We start from the raw sequence: 19,284 nt of genomic DNA, 5'->3' as shown, positions 1-19,284 counted from the left end.
GGGACCGGCGTCCTTCGCTCACCGTTCCGGCGCGGTCAGCCGGTCCCGGTCCTCCCCCGCCGAGGGGCGGGGGGAGGCGCTGAGATCGCCGAGCATCTGCAGGAGTTCCGCGCTGCGGCTGCCCGGCTCGGGGTGGAACACGCCGAGGATGAGCCCGTCGCTCCCGGCGATGGTCAGCTTGTTCGACCGCAGTTCCAGGTCGCCGGCCCGCGGGTGCCTCAGGCGGGAGACCCGGCCCGTGTGCGGTGCCACGTCGTGGCGGGCCCACAGGTCACGGAAACGGTCGCTCCGCAGCGACAGGTCACCGACCAGCTCGGTCAGCCGGGGGTCGTCGATGTCCGGCCCCGCCAGGGCCCGCAGGGTGGCCACGCCCTCGCGTGTCATCGACTCCCAGTCCCTGCGCCGTTCACGTTCCGACGGATCGAGGAACGCGGCCGCCAGCAGGTTCACGCCGGGGGCGTAGCTGGGCGACAGGGCCGCCGCGAGGTCGTTCACGGCGAGGACGTCGAAGAACCTGTTCTGCACCCAGGCGGGGTTGCCGCTCCATCCGTCGATCAGTTCGCGGACGCTCTGTGGCACCTGTTCCGGTCGCGGTGCCCGGCCGCGGGACCGCCTCCGCGCGGCCGCGCGGTTTCCCTGAGCCTGCGTCAGGCCGATCAGGTGGTCGGCCGCGTCCTGGTCCAGGGTCAGCGCCCGGGCGATCGCGTCGAGCACTTGTGGTGACGGATTGCGGTCGCGTCCCTGTTCCAGCCGGAGGTAGTAGTCCGTGCTGATCCCGGCGAGCATCGCGACCTCTTCCCGTCGCAGACCCTCGACCCGACGCGTCCCTCGGGTGCCGATGCCGACGTCCTCCGGCCGGACCAGGCGCCTGCGAGCCCGCAGGAACTCACCCAGCGCATTCGAAGCGTCCATACCGAGGACCGTAACCCCGCCCGGCGCGCACGTGCCTGGCCCCCTTGGTACCAGGTACGACGGGCCGGACGGCCCCGCACGAGGTGTTCACCCCGGGGCGGCGGTGCCGTCACCGTCCGTAGCAGGATGGCGCTCGCAGCAGGTCGGGCGCGTGTCGGCGGGTCTCGGTAGCCTGAGTTGTGGTGCGGCCGTGAGCCGGCAGGCGTCTCGCGGGCGCCCGGGGCGTCCCGGGACGGCCGGGATCGTCACCTTGCGTGACAGGACATGAGAATGGGCAATCCCTCCGAGGCTCCTTACGGACGCCGCCCCTCAGGATCGTCCGGCGACGAGGACGTCGCCGGATTCGTCCTCGATGACGACGGCGTCGTCTCCGCATGGAGTGCCGCCGCCGAACGGCTCTTCGGCTGCCGCGCCGCGGACGTCGTCGGACGCCCGGCAGCCGAGTTGTGGCCGGAGGCGTTCGCCGGATCCCCGGGGCATGCCGACGGAGCACCCGGGCGGGCGTCCTCCTCGGGCCGTCGTGCCGTGCTCACGCGCCGCCGTGACGGCGGCCCCCCCGACGTCGTCCTCCACATGTCGCCGTTGCTCGAACCGGGAGGGCGCGACGGCGGGGGCACCGCGGTCGTCGCGGTCCCGGCAACCCCTTCGGCCCTCGCGGAGGGCGAGGCGATCCTGGAGGCCCTCTTCACCCAGGCGCCCATCGGCATCGCCGTGTACGACCGGAACCTGCGCTTCGTACGGGTCAACGCCGCGCTGGAACGCATCCACGGGTTCCCCGCGGCGAAGGCCCTCGGCCGGCCCGTCGGCGAGGTCCTGCCCGGACTCGACGCCATGGCGATCGAGCGCAGGCTCAAAGGGGTCCTGGAGAGCGGCCGGCCGGTCGTCAACGCCGTCCACCAAGGACGCACGTCGGCCGATCCGCACCGGGACCACGTCTGGCACGTCTCCTCCGTCGTCCTGACCGCGCCGGGCGGCGAGGTCCTCGGGGTCACCGATCTGATCATCGACATCACGGACCGCCACCGGACCAAGGAGCGCCTGGCGCTCCTCGACGAGGCCGCGATGCGCATCGGCACCACGCTGGACATGCGGTGCACGGCGGAGGAACTCGTGGAGGTGCTCGTTCCGCGGCTCGCGGACGTGGCGACGATCGACCTCCTCGACGACGTCATGGAAGGCGCGGAACCGGAGCCGATGGGCTCCGGGCCCGTCGCGCTGCGTTCCCTCGCCCGCACGGCCGTCGACCCCGACGTCATCAGCGGGCTCAGGAAACCCGGCGAACGGCAGGACTATCCCCCCGACTCACCGCACGTGCAGAGCCTCGCCGACGGCCGGCCGCGGCTGATCCCCGTGGTCGACCCCGGTGCCCCCTGGCTGCGGGACACCGACGACCAGCGCGTCAGGACGATGCTCAGGTACGGGATCGACTCCTTGATCCTCGTACCGCTGCGCGCGCGGGACGCGACCCTGGGCCTGGTGCACCTGTACCGGGGTCGCGGCACGGAACCCTTCGAGCCCGACGACCTCGTCCTCGCCCAGGACATCGTCGCGCGCGCCGCCGTCTGCCTGGACAACGCCCGCCGCTACACCAACGAGCACACGGCCGCCCTCACCCTCCACGCGAGCATGCTGCCGCGCAGCGTCCCGGAGCAGAGCGCGGTCGAGGTGGCGCAGCACTACCGGCCGTCGCGGGTGCACGCGGGGGTGAGCGGCGACTGGTTCGACGTGATCCCGCTGTCCGGTACCCGGGTCGCCCTGGTCGTGGGCGCGGTGCCGGGCACGGGGTTCCAGGCGGCCGCGTGCATGGGGCACATCTGCTCCGCGATCCGCACGCTGGCCCAAGTGGACCTCACGCCTGACGAGTTGCTCGGGCAGATCGACGACATGGTGCCGCGGCTCCTGGAGCGCGAACACGCCACCGGGTCCGCGCCCGTGGTGGAGGGCCTCAAGGGCTCGACCTGCCTGTACGCCATCTACGACCCCGTCTCGCGGCGGTGCGTGATGGCCAGTGCCGGACATCCCCCGCCGGCCGTCGTCGGCCGGAGCGGGGACGTGGTGATCCCCGATGTGCCGGTCAACAACCCCCTCGGCCAGGGGGACCCGGTGTTCGAGCCGCTGGACCTGGAACTCGCCGAAGGCAGCACCCTGGTGTTCTCCAGCCACAGCCTCCAGCGCGCCACGGACACGTCCGAGACGCTCGCCGCCCGCCTCAGCACCGTCGTCGCCGACCGGGCCCGCCCGATCGAGGAGACGTGCCGCGCCATCTCCGACCTGGTCGCCGCCCAGCTCACGATGGAGGACGGCCTGGCCCTGCTGCTGGCCAGGACCCGCCCCCTCGACCCGGGGAAGCTGGCCACGTGGACCGTGCCCCCCGTCCCGGCGGCCGTCCGCGACATGCGCTCGCTGGTGCTGCGGCAGCTCGACCTGTGGGGGCTGGAACACCTGGCCTTCGCCACCGAACTCATCGTCAGCGAGCTCATCACCAACGCCATCCGGCACGGCCACGACCCGATCCGGCTGCGCCTGATCCTCGACCGGACACTCATCTGCGAGGTCAGCGACGCGGCGAGCACGTCGCCCCACATCCGCCGGGCGGCCACCACCGACGAGGGCGGACGCGGGCTCTTCCTGGTGGCGCAGTGCTCCCATCGCTGGGGCACCCGGTACGCGCTGGTCGGCAAGACCATCTGGGCCGAGCAGACCCTGGAGCCCGTACCGGCCGCCTGAACACCGGGGCCGCAGCGCCCCGCGGTGCGCCGGTCAGCCGCCGCCGGCACCCGACGGCGGCAGCAGCTCGGTGGCGAAGCGCAGGAACTGCAGCAGCGGCGCGCCCGCGGTGAGCAGGGTCGCCGGCCGGTGCGGGAGCCCGTCCGGACCCTCCTCGCAGCAGGCCGCGTAGACCTCGCGCACGAGGTGGGCGGCCCTGTCGACCCGCTCCGCCAGGTTCCCGTCCCCACCCGCGACCAGCGGCGCGTTCCGCAAGTGGGCGTGCAACGCGCCGCGTTCCCGTTCCAGCAGCGCCGCGAGGTGCGCCGTCGTCCCCTCCGCGAGCAGCCGCCGGGCGGAGCCGAAGGCCGTCCCCGTCGCCGCGATCCACGCGTAGGGCGCGTCCGCGCTGCGCAGCGGGGTGCCCGTGGCCGCACTCGTCAACCCGGCGGGGACGAACAGCTCGTGCAGCCGGTAGCCGCCGCCGTTCTCTGCGCCTTGTCCGCGGCGTACGACGAACACCTGCCGGCCCCGCTCCACCAGGGCCGGCAGCGCAACCCAGCGCGCTTCCCGGGCGGACGGCGCGAGGCGCCACGCCCCCGAGAGCACATGGCCTCCTTCGGTCGCCCGGGCCCTGGGCACCGTCCGCGGGTCGCCCTCGGCGGGTTCGGCCTGCGGGAGCGGCACGGCCCAGTGGAAACCGCGCACGAAGTCGGCCCACGCCGTGCCCGGTCGGGCGTGCCCCCGCGCCTCGTAGGTCGCGAAGACCTCGTCCAGGGCGGTAGCGGGCCCCGGGAGGTGCGCCTTCCCGGCGCGGTCCCGAGGGCCGGCGCCCCTCTCGGCGCCGGCGAGCACGAGTCGTCCCTGCGACTGCATGGGGGAGAGTCCTTCCGCATCACGTTCCCGGGAGGCCGCGTGGAGGCGCGCGGCCTCCGGAGGGCGGCTGTTCCCTGGGTGAACCCCACTGTGCACGCCCCCCGCCCCCGGTGGCAGTGCCCCGGCGGTCCTGGCAGCGGGGGGACCAGTCGCCTCGTCATGACGGTGCCGGGTGGTCCCGGCACTCCCAGGAACGCCAGTGCCTTCACCCCCGGACGGCGGGACAGCAGGCTGGGCACGGCCTACGGCTTCGTCGCGGGCTCCTGACGTGGCAACGGCCGTGTCCGGCATGCCCCCAAGGCGAACGAAGGGTTTCCATGAAGATCGGGTTTGCGCTTCCGTACCTGCACGACGTGGCCCATCAGGTCGACCGGGCGGCCGAGTTCGCCCGGGAGGCGGAGAAGGCCGGTGCGGCGAGCCTGTGGGCGGGCGACCGGCACTTCGCCGCCGTGAACCCCACGATCGGGGCCACCGGCCCCGGCACCACGATCCCGGTGGAGTACCGGACCGCGGCCGACCCCTTCGTTCTGCTCGGTGTCGCGGCGGCCGCGACCGAGCAGGTGCAGTTGGGCACCAACGTCCTCATCGCGCCGGTCTACGCGCCCGCACCGCTCGCCCGCAGTCTGACCACGATCGACCGGATCAGCGGTGGGCGGCTCATCCCCGGCTTCGGCGTCGGCTGGTCACCCGAGGAATTCACGGCGGCGAACGTGGACTTCACCAAGCGCGGCGCCCGGACCGACGAGACGCTGGACGCCCTCGAACTGCTCTGGACCCAGGACCCGGTGGAGTACCACGGCCGCCACCTGGAGCTTCCGCTGCAGTACGCGCCGTTGAAGCCCGTACAGAAGCCCCGCCCTCCCTTCTACCTCGGCGCGCCGAGCGGGGCCCCCGCCGCGCTCAAGCGCATCGGTGAGCGTGCGGACGGCTGGCTGCCGGCGTGCGTCGTGCCCGTCTTCGTGGACGCCGACACCGTACTGGCGCAGCGCGCCCTGATCGACGAGTCCGCCGGTGCGGCGGGACGCGACCCCTCGCTGCTGGACACGGTCATGCGGGTCAACGTCGTGGAGGGGACCCCGCTGACCCGGGTCGCGGACGCCATCAAGTCGCTCGCCGACCGGACGGGCATCGAGCACTTCATGGTGGAGTCCATGTCCCTCCCCCACGTCGACGCCTCGCTCGAACTCGTCACGGATCTGCTGGCACTGGTCCGGCGCGGCTGATGCCAGGCGCGTCCCGTCACCCTGCGCGATTCACCCGTTCGGCGGCCTCTCGGTCGCGGCTTCGGGGCGGGCGGCGTCTCATGAGCGTGACCGCATACGCGTTCGAGTGGGAGGTCGCCGATGTACGACATGCGCGCCGAACCCATAGCGACGGAATCCGGATCCGCCCAGTTGTGGCACGTACTCCGGCTTGACGGAAGCACCCTGTGCGGCCGTGCGCTCGCCGGCAGGCCCGTTCCGGCACCCGACGACGACTACCGCGACGAGTACTGCACCCCCTGCATGACGGCGGTCGCCACAGCGGCGTCCCGCCGCGGCAGGGTCCGCCCCCTGGTCTGAATCCAATCCCCCCACACCCCCGGCCGACAGGGTTGGACCTGTCGGCCGCCCACCTTCCATTTAATTGCGTACGCACGCATGACGCTTCGATGAGACAACGTTGTCAGACACCCCCGATGCACGGCACTCCCCGGAAGAGATTCACATGCCCGAGACAACAGATGACGCCCTCTGCGTCGAAGACAGCGTGTACAGGATGCTGGTCACGGCCGGACCGGTCTCGCGGGACCGCGTCGCGGCCGTGGTGGGCCTCTCGACGGAGACGTCCGACCGAGCGCTCGCGTCCCTGGTCAAGAGGGGCCTGGCCGCCCCGACCGGCGGGCGGCCCGGTTCTCCGCCGCGCAGCCGGACGTGGAGTTCGTGCAGCGACTGCGACGGCAAGCGGACGCGCTGGACCGGGCACGGGGCATCGCCGACGACCCGCTCAGGACCGTTCCGGGGCCGTACGTCCAGGCGACGGGCAAGAGATCGGGCAGGGTCCAGCCCAGCGGACCCGCTACGCCAGACAGCTGCTGCCGGCGGTGCGGACTCGGGTCCCAGCGCGACACCATCCGGTACAGCGTGCTGAGGGACAGTCCCATGAACGGCAGTTCGCGGATGCCGAAGCCGCGATTGCGGATCAGCGCGCCGAGCACGGCGGCAAGCCTGGTCTCGGCGGGACGTCGGGCCGGCCACGCCGGCTGCACGAAGGGTCCGAGCGGTGACGCGGGGCAGTGAGCGGACGAATGCCTCCAGCGCGGCGATCTGGGAGTGGTCGCAGTAACTGACGCGGTATGCGAACTGCCTCATGACCCTGGCGTCGCGCTCCGGAGGCAGGAATTCCGCCGGCACCGGCCGGCCTGCCACTACGAGAAGGTCGGCGGCCGGTATGCCGAGTTCGGCGGCAAGTTCGGTGAGCCGCTGCGGGGCGGTGTCGGCTCCGCCCGCGGCGAGGCTCCCCAGGATGATGGCCCGTTCCATGTGAGGAAGGTAGCGGGTGGGCTGCCGGGACGGTCGGGGCCGCAGGAGTTCACGGTAGGGACTCACCTTCGGTGATCGCCTGGGGCGTATCGATGCACGCCGGTGCGACCCGGTCCGGCACCGGGAGCCCCGGGATGGCGGTGCCACCGTGGGCGCACCGGCAATCGTGCCGTGACCGCAAACGATCACCGGTGTGGTGTGACGGCTGGGTGTCGGCCGCGGTGGATGTCGCGCAGGTCAGCTGAAGGTCGCGCCATGGTCTGTCAGTTGTCTGGTCTAGGGTCGCCCGCATGGCCGAGCCCTCCTTCCTGACCGCCGTCCGCGAGTCGTACGACACGGTCGCCGCCGATTACGTCGAACGCGTCCCGCCTCCAGCCGCGATGGACCCGCCGTCACGCGCGATGCTGGCGGGATTCGCCGAACTGGTGCGGACGGCCGGTCTCGGGCCGGTCGCGGACCTGGGGTGCGGCCCCGGCCGCGTGACGGCGCACCTGGCCGGGCTGGGGGTGTCCGCTTTCGGCGTCGATCTGTCGCCGAAGATGATCGGGCTGGCGCGGCAGGCCTATCCGAACCTGCGGTTCACCGAGGGCTCGATGACCGCGCTGGAGATGAGGGACGACGAGCTCGGCGGCATCCTGGCCTGGTACTCCACCCATCACACGCCCCCACGGTGGCTGCCGGATGTGTTCGCCGAGTTCCACCGCACGCTCGCGCCCGGCGGCTACCTGCTCTGGGGAGACTACGTCGGCGATGAGCGGCTGCAGCCGACGCACCGCTATGGCCGTCCGGTGTCCTACGAGTCGTACCTCCTGCCCCTGGACCGCATGGTCGACCTGCTGGAGCAGGCCGGACTCGTCGTCACCGCGAAGCTGGAACAGGAGCCCGGCGGACGCGTGAACAGACCGCACGCCTGCCTCCTGGCCCGCAAGCCCGAAACGCCCTGACGGGGCTCGTTCCCGGGGTGAGACCGCTCGGCTGGACCGCCGACGATCACGGCGCGGGCGGTCAGAGCGCTGGGTCGTCCCCATTGTGAAACGATCAGTTGGGCGCTTGCCCGGCGGATCTTGTGACCTTCTGATGGTCGGCGCGTTGCGCTGGACATGGGCGGGGTGATGCGCCGGACACCGTCGTCAGGGCCGGTTCGGGTCGGGGTGCACCACCAGGAAGAGCGACCAGGCGGGCGCGGCCGGGTCGTCCGGGCGGGTGGCGAACTCCTCCAGCAGATCATGGAGCCGGGCGCGGAACTCATCCATCTGCGGCGGTGGCAGGCGCAGCCCCATCCTGGTGCCCTCGGCCTCGGCCGCGGGGACGAGGGCGAGTTCCTCCAGGAACGCGTCGAGCATCGACCGGTCCTGCGCCGGCGCCTCGATGTGCCAGGTCTTGCGCGTCGACAGATAGGGAATCTCCCGTGCGCCGCGCGCCCCGCGCCGTTCCTCCTGCGCCTCCAGGAACCCGGTGCGGACCAGCGTCCTGGTGTGGTGCAGCACGCTGGCCGGATCACGGCCGAGGATCGCCGCGATCTCCTTGTTCGTGCGCGGCTCCCGCGCGCAGATACGCAGGATGCGCAGGCGGAGGGCGGAGGCGAGTGCCTTCGCCTCCGCGTCGGTCGCCGGCCGGCGTTCGGTCATGACCGGCAGCCTACTGAAGTGCCGGCAGCCCGTTGAAGGGTCGGAGCGCAAGTGATTGACAAAACCAAATCACTCATCCAGGGTACCGCTGTGGCTTTCACGGCCCCCTGAGGGCCCTCCGGCCGATCCGCGCAACTCCCCTCACGTCCACCGCAGTCCGAGCGAACGGGGTCGACCATGCCGAACCATCCCGGAATGACCGGCGGACCCGCCGCTCCCGAGGGTCCCGCCGGACAGGCGGACGCCCGGGCGCCCAGGGCGGTGTCCTGGATCAGTCCCGTAGAGGCTCCCCCGGGGCCGGGAGAGACGGCGAACGACTACGACCGCTTCGCCGAGGCGTACGCGGCCGAGAACGAGACCAGCCTGATCAACGCCTACTACGCGCGCCCCGCGATCGTGGACCTGGCCGGTGACGTGGCGGGCCGCCGGATCCTTGACGCCGGCTGCGGTGCCGGCCCGGTGGCCGAGGCGCTGCGCGAGCGGGGCGCCGTCGTGGCCGGCTTCGACTCCAGTGCCGGGATGCTGGCGCTGGCCCGGCGACGGCTCGGCGACGGCGTGGTGCTGGAACGCGCCGAACTGGGGGGCCCGCTGCCGTTCGCCGACTCCGGATTCGACGACGTCGTCGCCTCCCTGGTCCTGCACTACCTGGAGGACTGGACGACGGCCCTGGCCGAACTGCGGCGCGTACTGAAGCCCGGCGGCCGGCTCATCGTGTCCGTCAACCACCCCTTCGTCAGCCAGATGGCGGCACCGCCCGGAACCGACTACTTCGCGACCCGCTCCAGCTCCGAGATGTGGGAACTCGGCGGCGCCAAGCACCTGATGACCTTCTGGGACCGGCCATTGCACGCGATCACCGACGCGTTCACCGCGGCCGGCTTCCGGATCGACCTCATCAGCGAACCGGCCCCGGCACCCGGCGCCCGCGAACGGTTCCCCGAACTCTTCGCGCAGAAGCGGTCCGGCAAGTTCCTGTGCTTCCTGTTCTTCGTCCTCAGCAAGGCCTGACCCCCTCCCCCCGAGGGCCCGATCGCCGCCCCAGAGGCACTCGGTACTTCGTACGCACACACCCACCGCCATGAAACGGACTCGCGGGTCCGATACCATGGGCCACCGGACCCGGGGGCCGAACCCCTCATCGAACCCAGACAGGCCACCCGTCCCATGAGCCCTGTGAACCCGCCCGACCCGGACCGGCAGACGTCCACGTCACCGCGAAGGGCGGACGCCCGCCGCAACCACGAGCGCGTGGTCGCCGCCGCGGTCGACGTCTTCCGCGAACGCGGCACCCTGGCCACCGTCCCCCAGATCGCGGCGCGGGCCCAGGTCGGCAAGGCGACCGTCTACCGGAGCTTCCCCACCAAGGAGGACCTGCTGGAGACGATCACCCGGCTGAGCCTGGAGGAGCTCGAGCGGCGCACCGCGGAGGCCCGGGACGAGACCGGCCCCGACGAGGTCTTCCGCCGCCATGTGTGTGCGCTCTTCGACGTCCTGGCCCACGACCGCCTGCTCGCCGAGCGCCTGGCGGACGGGGCGTCCCCGGCCGCCGTGTCGGTCCTGGAGTCGCTGACCGAGGCCATGGAGACCGCGCGTGCGGCGGGGACGCTGCGCGAGGACACCACGCCACTGGATCTGCGGGTGCTCCTGTGCGGCGCGGCCCTGCAGCTGGTGCGGCTCGAGGAACGCGAACCATCGGTCTGGCACCGCTACGCGGACATGGTGCTGCGGGCACTCTGCCGCTGACCGCCGCGGGACGCCTCAACGACCGTCCGGGGTACGGGGGCTGCCGCGGACCTGATCGACGCGGCGCCGAAGCCGGACCGCGGCCGCGGAGCGTGAGCTCGACGGGAAGTCCCGGCCCTCCCGTGGAAACGGGTTCCCCGCGCCCCGCTGACCAGGTCGATGACCGGGGGCCATTCGTCGACCTGGACGGGGTGTCGACGAAGCACGCAGGCCACCTCAGACGGTACGCAGCCGCCGCAGCAGCTCCAGCCTGTCCAGGTACGGCAGTTCGAGGTCGAGCAGGACGAACCCCGCCTCGTGCACGAACCGCAGGGCGTCCAAGGCCCGGCCCACGCCCAGCGGTGTGGCCGCGCTGGGCGTGGGCCGTGCGGTCGGCGTCCTCGACCGGTGGCGCGTGCATCCGTGGACGCCCCCTGTCCAGGCCGTGGCGGTTCCGACGCGGCGGGTGGCGCACCACCGCCGACCCGGAAAGTCTGCGCGTTCTGTCAACCGATCTTCGCCGAACCGTGGTCTGAGAGGTTGAGGGGGCATGTGAGCCCCCGGTGCGTTCGTTTGACAGTCTGCAAGGAGTCTCGTCCATGACCCGGATGAAGAAGTTAGCGACGGCCACGATGACGGCGGCCCTTCTGGCAGGGGTGCCGACAGTGGCCTACGCGGTGGCGCCGTCCACGGCGTCCACGGGTACGTCACAGGCCACCGCGGCCGCCGGCGCCCCCGCCACGAAGGGCGGGTGGGCGCGGGTCGTATCGCCCGGTGAGCGCGTCAACGCGGCTCCCGGGGTGGTCCTGTGGCTCACCGAGGAGGGCAAGCACTGGTCCACTCCCGACCAGCCGGACCAGTTCCGCAGCGTGGTCGACGGCAACATCGATCCCACGCGGCCCAGCGTGAGCCTGCAAGCCGAGACGGTGGGCGACCGGTACTTCCTGTCCGGGGTGTACGTCACCCCGGACGACGCCGCCGACGCGGCCACGGTCAGGGTCGTCACCGGCCTCGGCGCGGTCACCGGCACCGTCGTCCGGCTCCCCGGGCACCCCGGCTGGGGCGCCTGGTACGCCACCAGCCCCCTTCCTTCCTCTCCCCCGCTGCCGGGGAGCCCCTTCATACACAGCGTCACCGTCTTCGACGCGGGCCACCGCCCCCTCGCCACCCTGGCCATCGGCTGACGCCTCGCCACCGGCGGGAGGACCCGGCACGATCCGGGTCCCCGCGTTCCCGGGCCCGCAGTCGCCGCGTCAGGCGACGCCCCCCACCGGTCACCTGTTCCCCGACCAGAAAGTCCACCATGCGCATCAAGAACGCGGGCATCGTGCTCGCAGGCTGCACCGCGACGGCCGTCCTGGCCGCCTCCCCCGCCGGCGCGGCCACCTCATCCCTGCCCGCCCCTTCCGTCAGCGCCGTCCTGGCCGTGCAGAAGCAGGCGATGGCCAACGGCGCCCCGGGTGCCCTGACCCGTATCGACTCCGGCAGCACGAGCTACCGCATCTCGTCCGGGCAGGCGGACACCGTCGCCCGCACCGCGATGGACGCCGACCGCCGGTTCCGGGTGGGCAGCGTCAGCAAGTCCTTCACCACGGTGGTGCTGATGCAACTGGTCGCCGAGGGGCGTGTCGACCTCGACGCACCGGCGAACACCTACCTGGCCCAGCCGCTGCCGGACGACCGGATCACCGTGCGGCATCTGCTCAGCCACCGCAGCGGCCTGTGGGACTACACCAACGACATGTTCTACTTCACCGTCCCGGGCTTCGAATCGGTACGGAACAAGGTGTTCACCTACCAGGAACTGATCGACCTGTCGACGGCCCACGAGCCGACCAACGAGCCCGGCGCGGCCTACAGCTACTCCAACACCAACTTCGTCGTCCTGGGGCAACTCATCGAGCACGTCACCGGCGTGCCGATGGCCACCCAGTACCAGCGGCGCATCTTCGAGCCCCTGAACCTGAAGAACACCACCTACGTCCACCCGCAGACCACCATCTCCGGCTCCTACGCCCACGGTTACCTGCGGCCCGACGACACCACGCTGCCGCTGGTGGACTCCACCGAACAGACCGTCTCCTGGGCGCAGTCCGCCGGCGCGGTCATCTCCAACGCCCACGACCTCAACCGGTTCTTCTCCGCGCTGGTCTCCGGCACGCTCGTGCCCGCCGCCCAACTCCAGCAGATGATGACCATGGTCCCGGTCAACGCCGACGGCACCCAGTCCTACGGGCTCGGGCTGCGCGCCAGGAAGCTGTCCTGCGGCGTCACCGTGTACGGCCACACCGGCACCGTCCAGGGCTTCTACACCTACGCGTTCACCACCGCCGACGGGAAGCGCAGCATGACCTCCATGGCCAACACCTCCAACAACGGAACCGTCAACACCATCCTCGGCGGCACGCTGGAAGCCGCCTTCTGCGGCACCACCCCCGCCAAGGCCCTCACCGCCAAGTCCTCCGAGAGCGAGGCGTTCACCGAGGACATAGCCCCGCAGGTCGTCCGCCGCTGACCGACCGCCGAGCTCCCGATCCCGGCGCCGCGTCCGGGATCGGGGGCCGCACACTTCGGTGGGGGCGGTACTACGCCTGCGGCACCACGCCCTCGGCCGGCGACCGTGCGGGCCGCGGCGCCGGGTCCCCGGCCGCCTCCTCGGCGCGGCTGAGCGCGGCGTTCCTGGTGTCGGGCATGAGGACGTAGGTGACGAGGGAGACCAGCGCGCACGCCGAGACGTACCAGAAGAAGGCCGTCTCGTGACCGGCGTCCTTGAACCACAGCGCCACGTACTCCGCGGTGCCGCCGAACAGGGCGTTGGCGATCGCGTACGGCAGCGCCACGCCCAGCGCCCGTACCCGGGTCGGGAACAGTTCGGCCTTCACCGCGGCGTTGATCGAGGTGTAGCCGGTGACGATCACGAGCGCGAGCAGCGAGAGGCCGAGCGCGGGCCAGTACGAGGAGGCCGAGCCGAGCGCCGTCATGATCGGGTAGGTGCCGAAGGTGCATCCCACGGCGAAGGTGATCAACAGTGGCCGGCGGCCGATCCGGTCCGACAGCGCACCGGCCAGCGGCTGGAGCAGCGCGAAGACGAACAGCGCGGTGAAACTGACCAGCGTCGCGGTGTTCTTGGCCATGCCGGCGCTGCCGATGAGGTACTTGGTGAGGTAGGTGGTGTACGTGTAGTAGGCGACGGTGCCGCCCAGGGTCAGCGCCATGACCAGCAGCGCCTGACGCCGGTGCTGCCACAGCAGCCGGAGCGAGCCGCGGGCGTCGTCCTGGGTGCCGGCCTCCTCGGCGAAGGCGTCGGTCTCCTCAAGCCTGCGCCGGATCCAGAAGACGACGAGGGCGAAGACCGCGCCCAGCAGGAAGGGGACGCGCCAGCCCCAGTCGTGCAACTGGTCCGTGGTCAGCACGTGCTGCAGGGTGATCAGGATCGCCAGGCCCAGGAGCTGTCCCGCCGTCATCGAGACGTACTGGAAGGACGAGCCGAGACCGCGCCGGTTGCGGGCCGACGCCTCGGTGAGGTAGGTCGCGCTGGCCGCGTACTCGCCGCCGATGCTCATGCCCTGCAGCAGTCGCGCGAGCAGCAGGACGAGCGCGCCGGCGTAACCGGCCTGACCGTACGTCGGGGCGATCGCGATCAGCAGGGCGGCGACGGACATCATGGTGACGGTGAGGGTCAGCGCGCTCTTGCGGCCGTGCCGGTCGGCGGCGCGGCCCAGTACCCAGCCCCCGACGGGACGCATGAGGAAGCCGACCGCGAAGATGCCGGCGGTGTTCATCAGCTGGGTGGTCGGGTTGTCACCGGGGAAGAAGGAGTCGGCGAAGTAGAGGGCGAAGCTGGCGTAGACGAACCAGTCGTACCACTCGACGAGATTGCCCAGCGAGCCTCCCACGAGGGCGAGGCGGCGCTTGCCGCGCTGCTCGGCGGACGGGGACGCGGGCATGGCGGAAGTCGGCGACATCGGCGGCTCCAGAGGGAAAGGCCCTGATGGGGGGCGGGGCGAGGTGCCCAGAACACGTGGTTCCGCGCCTCGCCCGGACGAGGTCCGGCGCCCAGATCTAACGTCCCGCCGAGAATCCGGGTCACGGATGCCCGGCCGGCCGGCTGCCCGGGGCCCGTCGACGCGGTCGTGCTCGCGTACGTGGTGGTCGCCGCCGGGCTCGGGGGAGCGCTGGATCACCACCATCGCCGTGGGCTACGGAACGCCCAGCTCGAAGAGCACGTATCCGGCGTACGAGCCGGAGGCCAGCGCGGCGAAGCACAGCAGCGCGGCCCGCGCGACGGGCCGGGTGCGGGCGAGGGCCAGCGCGGGCGGCACGAACAGCGGGAAGGCGGGCAGCAGGTAGCGCGAGACGTTGCCGAAGATCTGCTGCGTTCCCAGGACGGTGACGACGGTGAGGACCGTGTACACGACCAGGACGAGCGGCGCCCGCAGCCGCACGAGGGCCGGGATCAGGGCGAGGGCGAGCACGACGACGCAGACCCCCACGATGTCCTCGACCGGGCACGCGGACAGGTAGTCGAAGCGGCCCACCGGTACCGAGGTGAAGACCTCGAAGGTGTGCCTGCCCCAGTCGAAGGTGTGGGCCCAGGCACCTTCCTGCAGCCTGAAGTAGCCCGCGGGATCGCCCATCCGGTGGCCCACCCAGCCGAGGTAGCCGAACAGGCCGAGCGGGGCGACCACGATCGCGGTCAGCGGGCGCGCCACGCCGTCCGCGCGCGGCCGCCGCAGGGCGAGCAGTCCGGCCAGGACGAGGGCGCCGATCAGCGCGGTGGCGGTGGGCCGGGCCAGGCCCGCGGTGAGGGTGAGCAGGCCCGCCGTGAGCCAGCGGCGGTTCATGACCGCGTGGCAGGCCCATACCGCCAGGGCGACGTACAGGGACTCCGAGTAGCCGGACCACTCGGTGCCGGAGCCGGGCCACACCGCCCACAGACCGGCCGCGCAGAGCCCGGCGCGGTGGCCGCCGAGGCGGGCGGTGACGGCGTACAAGCCGAGGGCGGCGACGAAGGAGGCGAGGACGGAGACCAGCATCCCGGCCCCGTACGGGCCGAGGCCGGTCACCTCGGCGGCCAGACGCATCGCGGCCGGGTAGAGCGGGAAGAAGGCGGCCGAGTTGCCCTCCAGGGTGATCGGGCCGGTCGCCCCCGGTACGGGGACCAGCGCCGGATCGTATCCGTGGGTGGCTATCTGCTGGTACCACCAGCCGTCCCAGCTGGCGAGGACGTCCCAGGGGTGGGCGCCGCCGCCGAAGCGCGGGTTCTTGGCGCGGAAGTCGCCGGTGTGGTCCAGCAGGTACAGGAAGACGGCGAAACCGGCGAGCTTGAGCGTGCCGTAGACGGCGACGGCGCGCCCCCAGCGGGCGGTGCGGGACGGCTCCTCACACGGGCCGGCGGTGGTCGTGGCCGGGGCGACGGCGAGCGTGCTGGTCATGAGGGGGTGGATTCCGTCCGGCGGTCGCGCCGGCCGCGGAAGACCCAGGACCGGAAGAGGAGGAAGCGCAGCAGTGTGGTGGCCAGGTTGGCGGCGACGAGCACGGTGAGTTCGGCCCGGTGGCCGGCGGCCGGCGCCGCATGGTGCAGGGCGGTCAGCGCGCCGCTGGTGAGCGCGAGGCCGACGAGGAACGCCAGCAGTCCGCGCGCATGGTGGCGTACGGCGCCGGAGCGGCCGCGTACGCCGAAGGTGAGGCGGCGGTTGGCTGCGGTGTTGGCGAGGGCGCAGGCCAGCAGCGCCAGGGCGTTGGCGGCCTGGGGGCCCGCGGGTGGCCGCAGCGCCGCGTAGAGCAGAAGGTAGCCGAGGGTGCTGACGGCTCCGACGGCCGAGAAGCGCAGTAGCTGGGCGAGGAGCCCGGCCTGGGCCTCGGTGCCCGCCCGGCCGTGGCGCAGTTCGGCGAGCGGGAGGCGGCCGGTGGCGAGCGCGCGGCCGATGCGTGCGATGCCCCGGAGGTCGGCCAGGGCGGTCGGGACGATGCGCACCCGGCTGTCGGGATCGTCGACCCAGTCGACGGGGACCTCGTGGATGCGCAGCCCTGCGCGTTCGGCGATGACGAGGAGTTCGGTATCGAAGAACCAGCCGGAGTCCTGGACCAGGGGCAGCAGCCGCTCGGCGACGTCGCTGCGCACGGCCTTGAAGCCGCACTGGGCGTCGGAGAAGCGCACGGCGAGCGTCGAGCGCAGCAGGACGTTGTAGCAGCGCGAGACGATCTCCCGCTTCGGGCCGCGCACGACCCGGGAGCCGCGGGCCAGGCGGGTGCCGATGGCGATGTCGGAGTGCCCGGATATCAGGGGCGCGACCAGGGGAAGCAGCGCCGCGAGGTCGGTGGAGAGGTCCACGTCCAGGTAGGCCAGCACCGGTGCGGACGACTGCGACCAGGCGGCGCGCAGCGCCCGTCCGCGCCCCTTGTCCGCCAGCCGCGTCCACGCCACCTCGGGCAGCTCCGACGCGAGGCGTGCGGCGATCCGCGGGGTGCGGTCCGTGCTGGCGTTGTCGGCGACGGTGATGCGGAAGGCGTACGGGAAGGTGTCGCGCAGGTGCGCGTGGAGGCGCCGGACGGACGGCTCCAGGTCCTTCTCCTCGTTGTGCACGGGAACCACGACGTCGAGGACGGGGTCGGGGTGACGGGCCGGGAGAGGTGCGCGCTCCATCACGGCGACCGGTCGGTCTTTCCTCATGTTCTGTCCGCTTCTGTTCACTGGTGCAGGGCATGCCGAAGGCAGGCGGGACGGGCGGGAGGCGGCCCGGGATCAGGGAGTCGGGGTTCCGCTGGGCGGAGCGCTCCCGGTCGGCGGGCTCGTGGCGGTGCTCGTGGCCGTCCCGGTCGGGGGGCCGCTGTACGGATCGGCGCCGGTGGACCGGCTGGCGGGAACCTCTCCGGTGCCGCTGGACGGTGGCGAGGGCGCGTCCGAACCGGTCGCGGAGGAGTAGGCGCCGCCCTCGCCCATGGCCGGGGAAGCCGGGCTCGTGCTCGTGCTCGCCGGACCGTCGGGGCTCGGGGAGAGCGTGCCGGTCACCCGCGGGGTGCCGGCCGGCTGCGGGGCCGGGACGGCGGGCTCGTTCATGGCGAAGGCCCCCGGCAGCAGGGCCAGTCCGACGGCGAGGCCGGCCACCGCGACGGCCGACCCGCCGGCCCGCCAGGCGGCGCGGGCGCGGCGGCGGGCCCGTAGGCCGTCACGCAGCCGTTCCCGGTGCCGGGGCTCGAGGGGGGTGTACTGCTCGGAGTCGCGCAGCATGCGCGACAGCTCGCGCTCGAAGTCGTCCATCGCTTCTCCTTCAGCCCACCGGCTCGATGGCGTCCGACAGGATCCGGCGCAGTCGTGCCACGCCGCGTGCCGCGTGGGACCTGGCGGTGCCGAGCGGGCACCCCAGGGCCTCCGCGACCTGCGCCTCCGGTAGGTCCTGGTAGTAGCGGAGCACCACCGCGGCGCGCTGCCCGGCCGGCAGCTGGCTCAGCGCGGCCTCCAGCCGGGACCGCTCCGCAACGGCGGCGGAGAGATCGCCGACGGCGGGCGGTTCCGGCAGGTGCTCGACGGGGCGCTCACCCCACCAACGCCGCCGGGCCGAGCGGGCCGCGGCCCGGGCCATCACCTTGCGCACGTAGGCCTCGGGCGCCTGGTCCGCGACGCGCGGCCAGGCGAACCACAGCTTGACCAGGGCTTCCTGCAGCAGGTCCTCGGCGCGGTGCCGGTCACCCCCGGTGAGCAGCCGGGCGAGGTGGAACAGGGCGGACCACCGGGCTGCCATGAACTCGTCGAACCCCCCATCGGTTCGGGAATCCCCCATCAGCACCGCCCCCTGGTCTCGCCACGCCCTTACGTCATGGGAAAGACGCCGGAGGGCGGCCCGCTATGCAGGTGAGACCTGTGATCCGGGTCACGCGGGCGAGGGCGTCGTCGTCCCCGGCCGGTACGGCGGTGACCGGGGCAGGACCGCGACTCCTGCGGGGCGCATGCAGTGGGCGGTCGGCGAGCCGGCGCCGTACGCCCGGCCCGGGCCGCGCGCAGGGCAGCGCCCGATGCCGAGGGCGCGCCCGCGTCGAGGCCGTTCAGCGGGAGGGCGTGGCGCGCCGGCCATGCCATGGCCTCCGGGTCGGGCGGCCGGTCCGCAGCGTGCCGGACGGGCACCGTGTCAGACCGGCAGCCCCTTGCGGGCGCGGCGTTCCAGAGTACGGCGGCGGCGTTCGGCCGCGACGGCCCGCAGCCCCTCCTCGCGACGCTTGTTGTACCCGGGGGGTTCCACCGTGAACAGGCACAGGCCGCACACGTAGCCGCCCTCGGGGCCCTCGATCACGGGTTCCAGGCAACGCTCGCAGTCCATCGTGCAGTCGTACCCCATCGCTACGGTCGCGGACCAGCGGTGCCGGCGAGGTCGCGGACACCGGTGGGCACCGCGCACGCCGTCAGAGCCTGACGCTGCGCCGGCTGACGGGGACGCCGTCGCCGTCGACCCAGCCGAGGACCAGCCGGCGGAACTCCGTGTGGCTGATCATGCGGGTGGTGGTGTCGGCGGAGCCGCACTGGGCACCGATCTCCCGGCCCTGGCCGCCGTCCTCACCGTCGTCGGTGGCGAGGTAGATGCAGCCCGGGTCGTCGACCTCCTTGGTGACGAGGGCGTCGACCTCCCAGCCGCGCCCGACCCGGTGGATGGTGATCACGGCGTGGCCGACGCGCCCGGAGTCGTACACGGCGAGCCGTACGCTCCGGCCGCCGTCGCGGTGCGGCGTCCAGCCGTCGGCGGCCTGCACGGAGGGCGCCGCGGCCACCAGCATCGCCGCGGACAGGACGGACACAGCGACAGGGCGGACACGCACGACGGCCTCCAGGTCGGATGCGACGACCACCGGTCGGCGCATCCGACCTGGAGGCCGTCGTGCGTGTCCGCCCTGTCGCTGTGTCCGTCCTGTCCGCGGCGATGCTGGTG

General features: G+C 72.7%; 18 protein-coding genes. 8 read left to right on the top strand and 10 right to left on the bottom strand.

Going from position 1 to position 19,284, the window contains the following annotated elements:
• Positions 1-18: 18 nt before the first annotated feature.
• Positions 19-912 (bottom strand): helix-turn-helix transcriptional regulator, encoded by an 894-nt coding sequence (locus PV350_RS15360; RefSeq protein WP_500334317.1) that lies wholly within the window; start codon positions 910-912, stop codon positions 19-21.
• Between the two features lie 270 nt (positions 913-1,182).
• On the opposite strand from PV350_RS15360, the gene PV350_RS15355 reads away from it, so the two are divergent.
• A complete protein-coding gene (locus PV350_RS15355) occupies positions 1,183-3,639 on the top strand; it encodes a SpoIIE family protein phosphatase (RefSeq protein WP_500334315.1) in 2,457 nt (818 codons plus the stop codon).
• Between the two features lie 33 nt (positions 3,640-3,672).
• Here the strand turns inward: PV350_RS15355 and PV350_RS15350 are convergent, their stop codons facing one another.
• Positions 3,673-4,494, bottom strand: a complete 822-nt coding sequence (locus tag PV350_RS15350; protein ID WP_499509386.1) for a hypothetical protein — start codon at positions 4,492-4,494, stop codon at positions 3,673-3,675.
• A gap of 317 nt (positions 4,495-4,811) precedes the next feature.
• On the opposite strand from PV350_RS15350, the gene PV350_RS15345 reads away from it, so the two are divergent.
• The 3 genes from PV350_RS15345 to PV350_RS15335 all read left to right on the top strand — a co-directional run bounded on the left by PV350_RS15345 (position 4,812) and on the right by PV350_RS15335 (position 7,960).
• The gene (locus tag PV350_RS15345) at positions 4,812-5,717 is read left to right on the top strand and encodes a TIGR03619 family F420-dependent LLM class oxidoreductase (RefSeq protein ID WP_499509387.1); all 906 of its coding nucleotides are present in this window, start codon (positions 4,812-4,814) and stop codon (positions 5,715-5,717) included.
• Positions 5,718-5,837: 120 nt separating this feature from the next.
• Positions 5,838-6,056, top strand: coding sequence for a hypothetical protein (locus PV350_RS15340; protein ID WP_499509388.1), 219 nt, complete (start codon positions 5,838-5,840; stop codon positions 6,054-6,056).
• A gap of 1,250 nt (positions 6,057-7,306) precedes the next feature.
• A complete protein-coding gene (locus tag PV350_RS15335) occupies positions 7,307-7,960 on the top strand; it encodes a class I SAM-dependent methyltransferase (RefSeq protein ID WP_499509389.1) in 654 nt (217 codons plus the stop codon).
• Between the two features lie 186 nt (positions 7,961-8,146).
• Here PV350_RS15335 and PV350_RS15330 read toward each other — a convergent pair whose 3' ends face one another.
• Positions 8,147-8,644, bottom strand: coding sequence for an ArsR/SmtB family transcription factor (locus tag PV350_RS15330; RefSeq protein WP_499509390.1), 498 nt, complete (start codon positions 8,642-8,644; stop codon positions 8,147-8,149).
• A 195-nt stretch (positions 8,645-8,839) separates the two neighbouring features.
• Here PV350_RS15330 and PV350_RS15325 point away from each other — a divergent pair, with 195 nt between their 5' ends.
• The 4 genes from PV350_RS15325 (at position 8,840) to PV350_RS15310 (ending at position 12,881) form a co-directional block, all read left to right on the top strand.
• On the top strand, positions 8,840-9,652 hold the full coding sequence (locus tag PV350_RS15325; RefSeq protein WP_500334311.1) for a class I SAM-dependent methyltransferase: 813 nt from the start codon (positions 8,840-8,842) through the stop codon (positions 9,650-9,652).
• Positions 9,653-9,808: 156 nt separating this feature from the next.
• Complete coding sequence (locus PV350_RS15320; RefSeq protein ID WP_499509392.1) at positions 9,809-10,387, top strand: TetR/AcrR family transcriptional regulator; 579 nt, start codon at positions 9,809-9,811, stop codon at positions 10,385-10,387.
• 578 nt (positions 10,388-10,965) lie between these two features.
• On the top strand, positions 10,966-11,550 hold the full coding sequence (locus PV350_RS15315; protein WP_500334309.1) for a hypothetical protein: 585 nt from the start codon (positions 10,966-10,968) through the stop codon (positions 11,548-11,550).
• Positions 11,551-11,669: 119 nt separating this feature from the next.
• Positions 11,670-12,881, top strand: coding sequence for a serine hydrolase domain-containing protein (locus tag PV350_RS15310; protein WP_500334307.1), 1,212 nt, complete (start codon positions 11,670-11,672; stop codon positions 12,879-12,881).
• 70 nt (positions 12,882-12,951) lie between these two features.
• Here the strand turns inward: PV350_RS15310 and PV350_RS15305 are convergent, their stop codons facing one another.
• The 7 genes from PV350_RS15305 to PV350_RS15275 all read right to left on the bottom strand — a co-directional run bounded on the left by PV350_RS15305 (position 12,952) and on the right by PV350_RS15275 (position 19,174).
• Positions 12,952-14,313: an MFS transporter gene (locus PV350_RS15305; protein ID WP_500334348.1), complete on the bottom strand. Its 1,362-nt coding sequence runs from the start codon at positions 14,311-14,313 to the stop codon at positions 12,952-12,954.
• A gap of 252 nt (positions 14,314-14,565) precedes the next feature.
• Entirely contained in the window at positions 14,566-15,801 is a 1,236-nt protein-coding gene (locus tag PV350_RS15300) for a putative hexosyltransferase (RefSeq protein ID WP_500334305.1), read from the bottom strand.
• On the bottom strand, positions 15,798-17,039 hold the full coding sequence (locus PV350_RS15295; protein ID WP_499509396.1) for a bifunctional glycosyltransferase family 2/GtrA family protein: 1,242 nt from the start codon (positions 17,037-17,039) through the stop codon (positions 15,798-15,800). The genes PV350_RS15300 and PV350_RS15295 overlap by 4 nt, the downstream gene beginning before the upstream one ends.
• A gap of 72 nt (positions 17,040-17,111) precedes the next feature.
• Positions 17,112-17,627, bottom strand: coding sequence for a cellulase (locus PV350_RS15290; protein ID WP_499509397.1), 516 nt, complete (start codon positions 17,625-17,627; stop codon positions 17,112-17,114).
• 10 nt (positions 17,628-17,637) lie between these two features.
• A complete protein-coding gene (locus PV350_RS15285) occupies positions 17,638-18,147 on the bottom strand; it encodes a SigE family RNA polymerase sigma factor (protein WP_499509398.1) in 510 nt (169 codons plus the stop codon).
• Positions 18,148-18,492: 345 nt separating this feature from the next.
• Positions 18,493-18,681 carry a hypothetical protein gene (locus PV350_RS15280; RefSeq protein ID WP_143681789.1) on the bottom strand — a complete coding sequence of 63 codons (189 nt, stop codon included), beginning with the start codon at positions 18,679-18,681 and terminating at the stop codon, positions 18,493-18,495.
• A gap of 82 nt (positions 18,682-18,763) precedes the next feature.
• A complete protein-coding gene (locus PV350_RS15275; RefSeq protein WP_499509399.1) occupies positions 18,764-19,174 on the bottom strand; it encodes a hypothetical protein in 411 nt (136 codons plus the stop codon).
• Between the last annotated feature and the right edge of the window lie 110 nt (positions 19,175-19,284).

This window comes from Streptomyces sp. PA03-6a (assembly GCF_033792765.1).
In the GTDB taxonomy this organism is placed as follows: domain Bacteria; phylum Actinomycetota; class Actinomycetes; order Streptomycetales; family Streptomycetaceae; genus Actinacidiphila.
The sequence above is the reverse complement of the archived record's forward strand: the minus strand, read 5'-3'. Positions and strand labels throughout refer to the sequence as shown.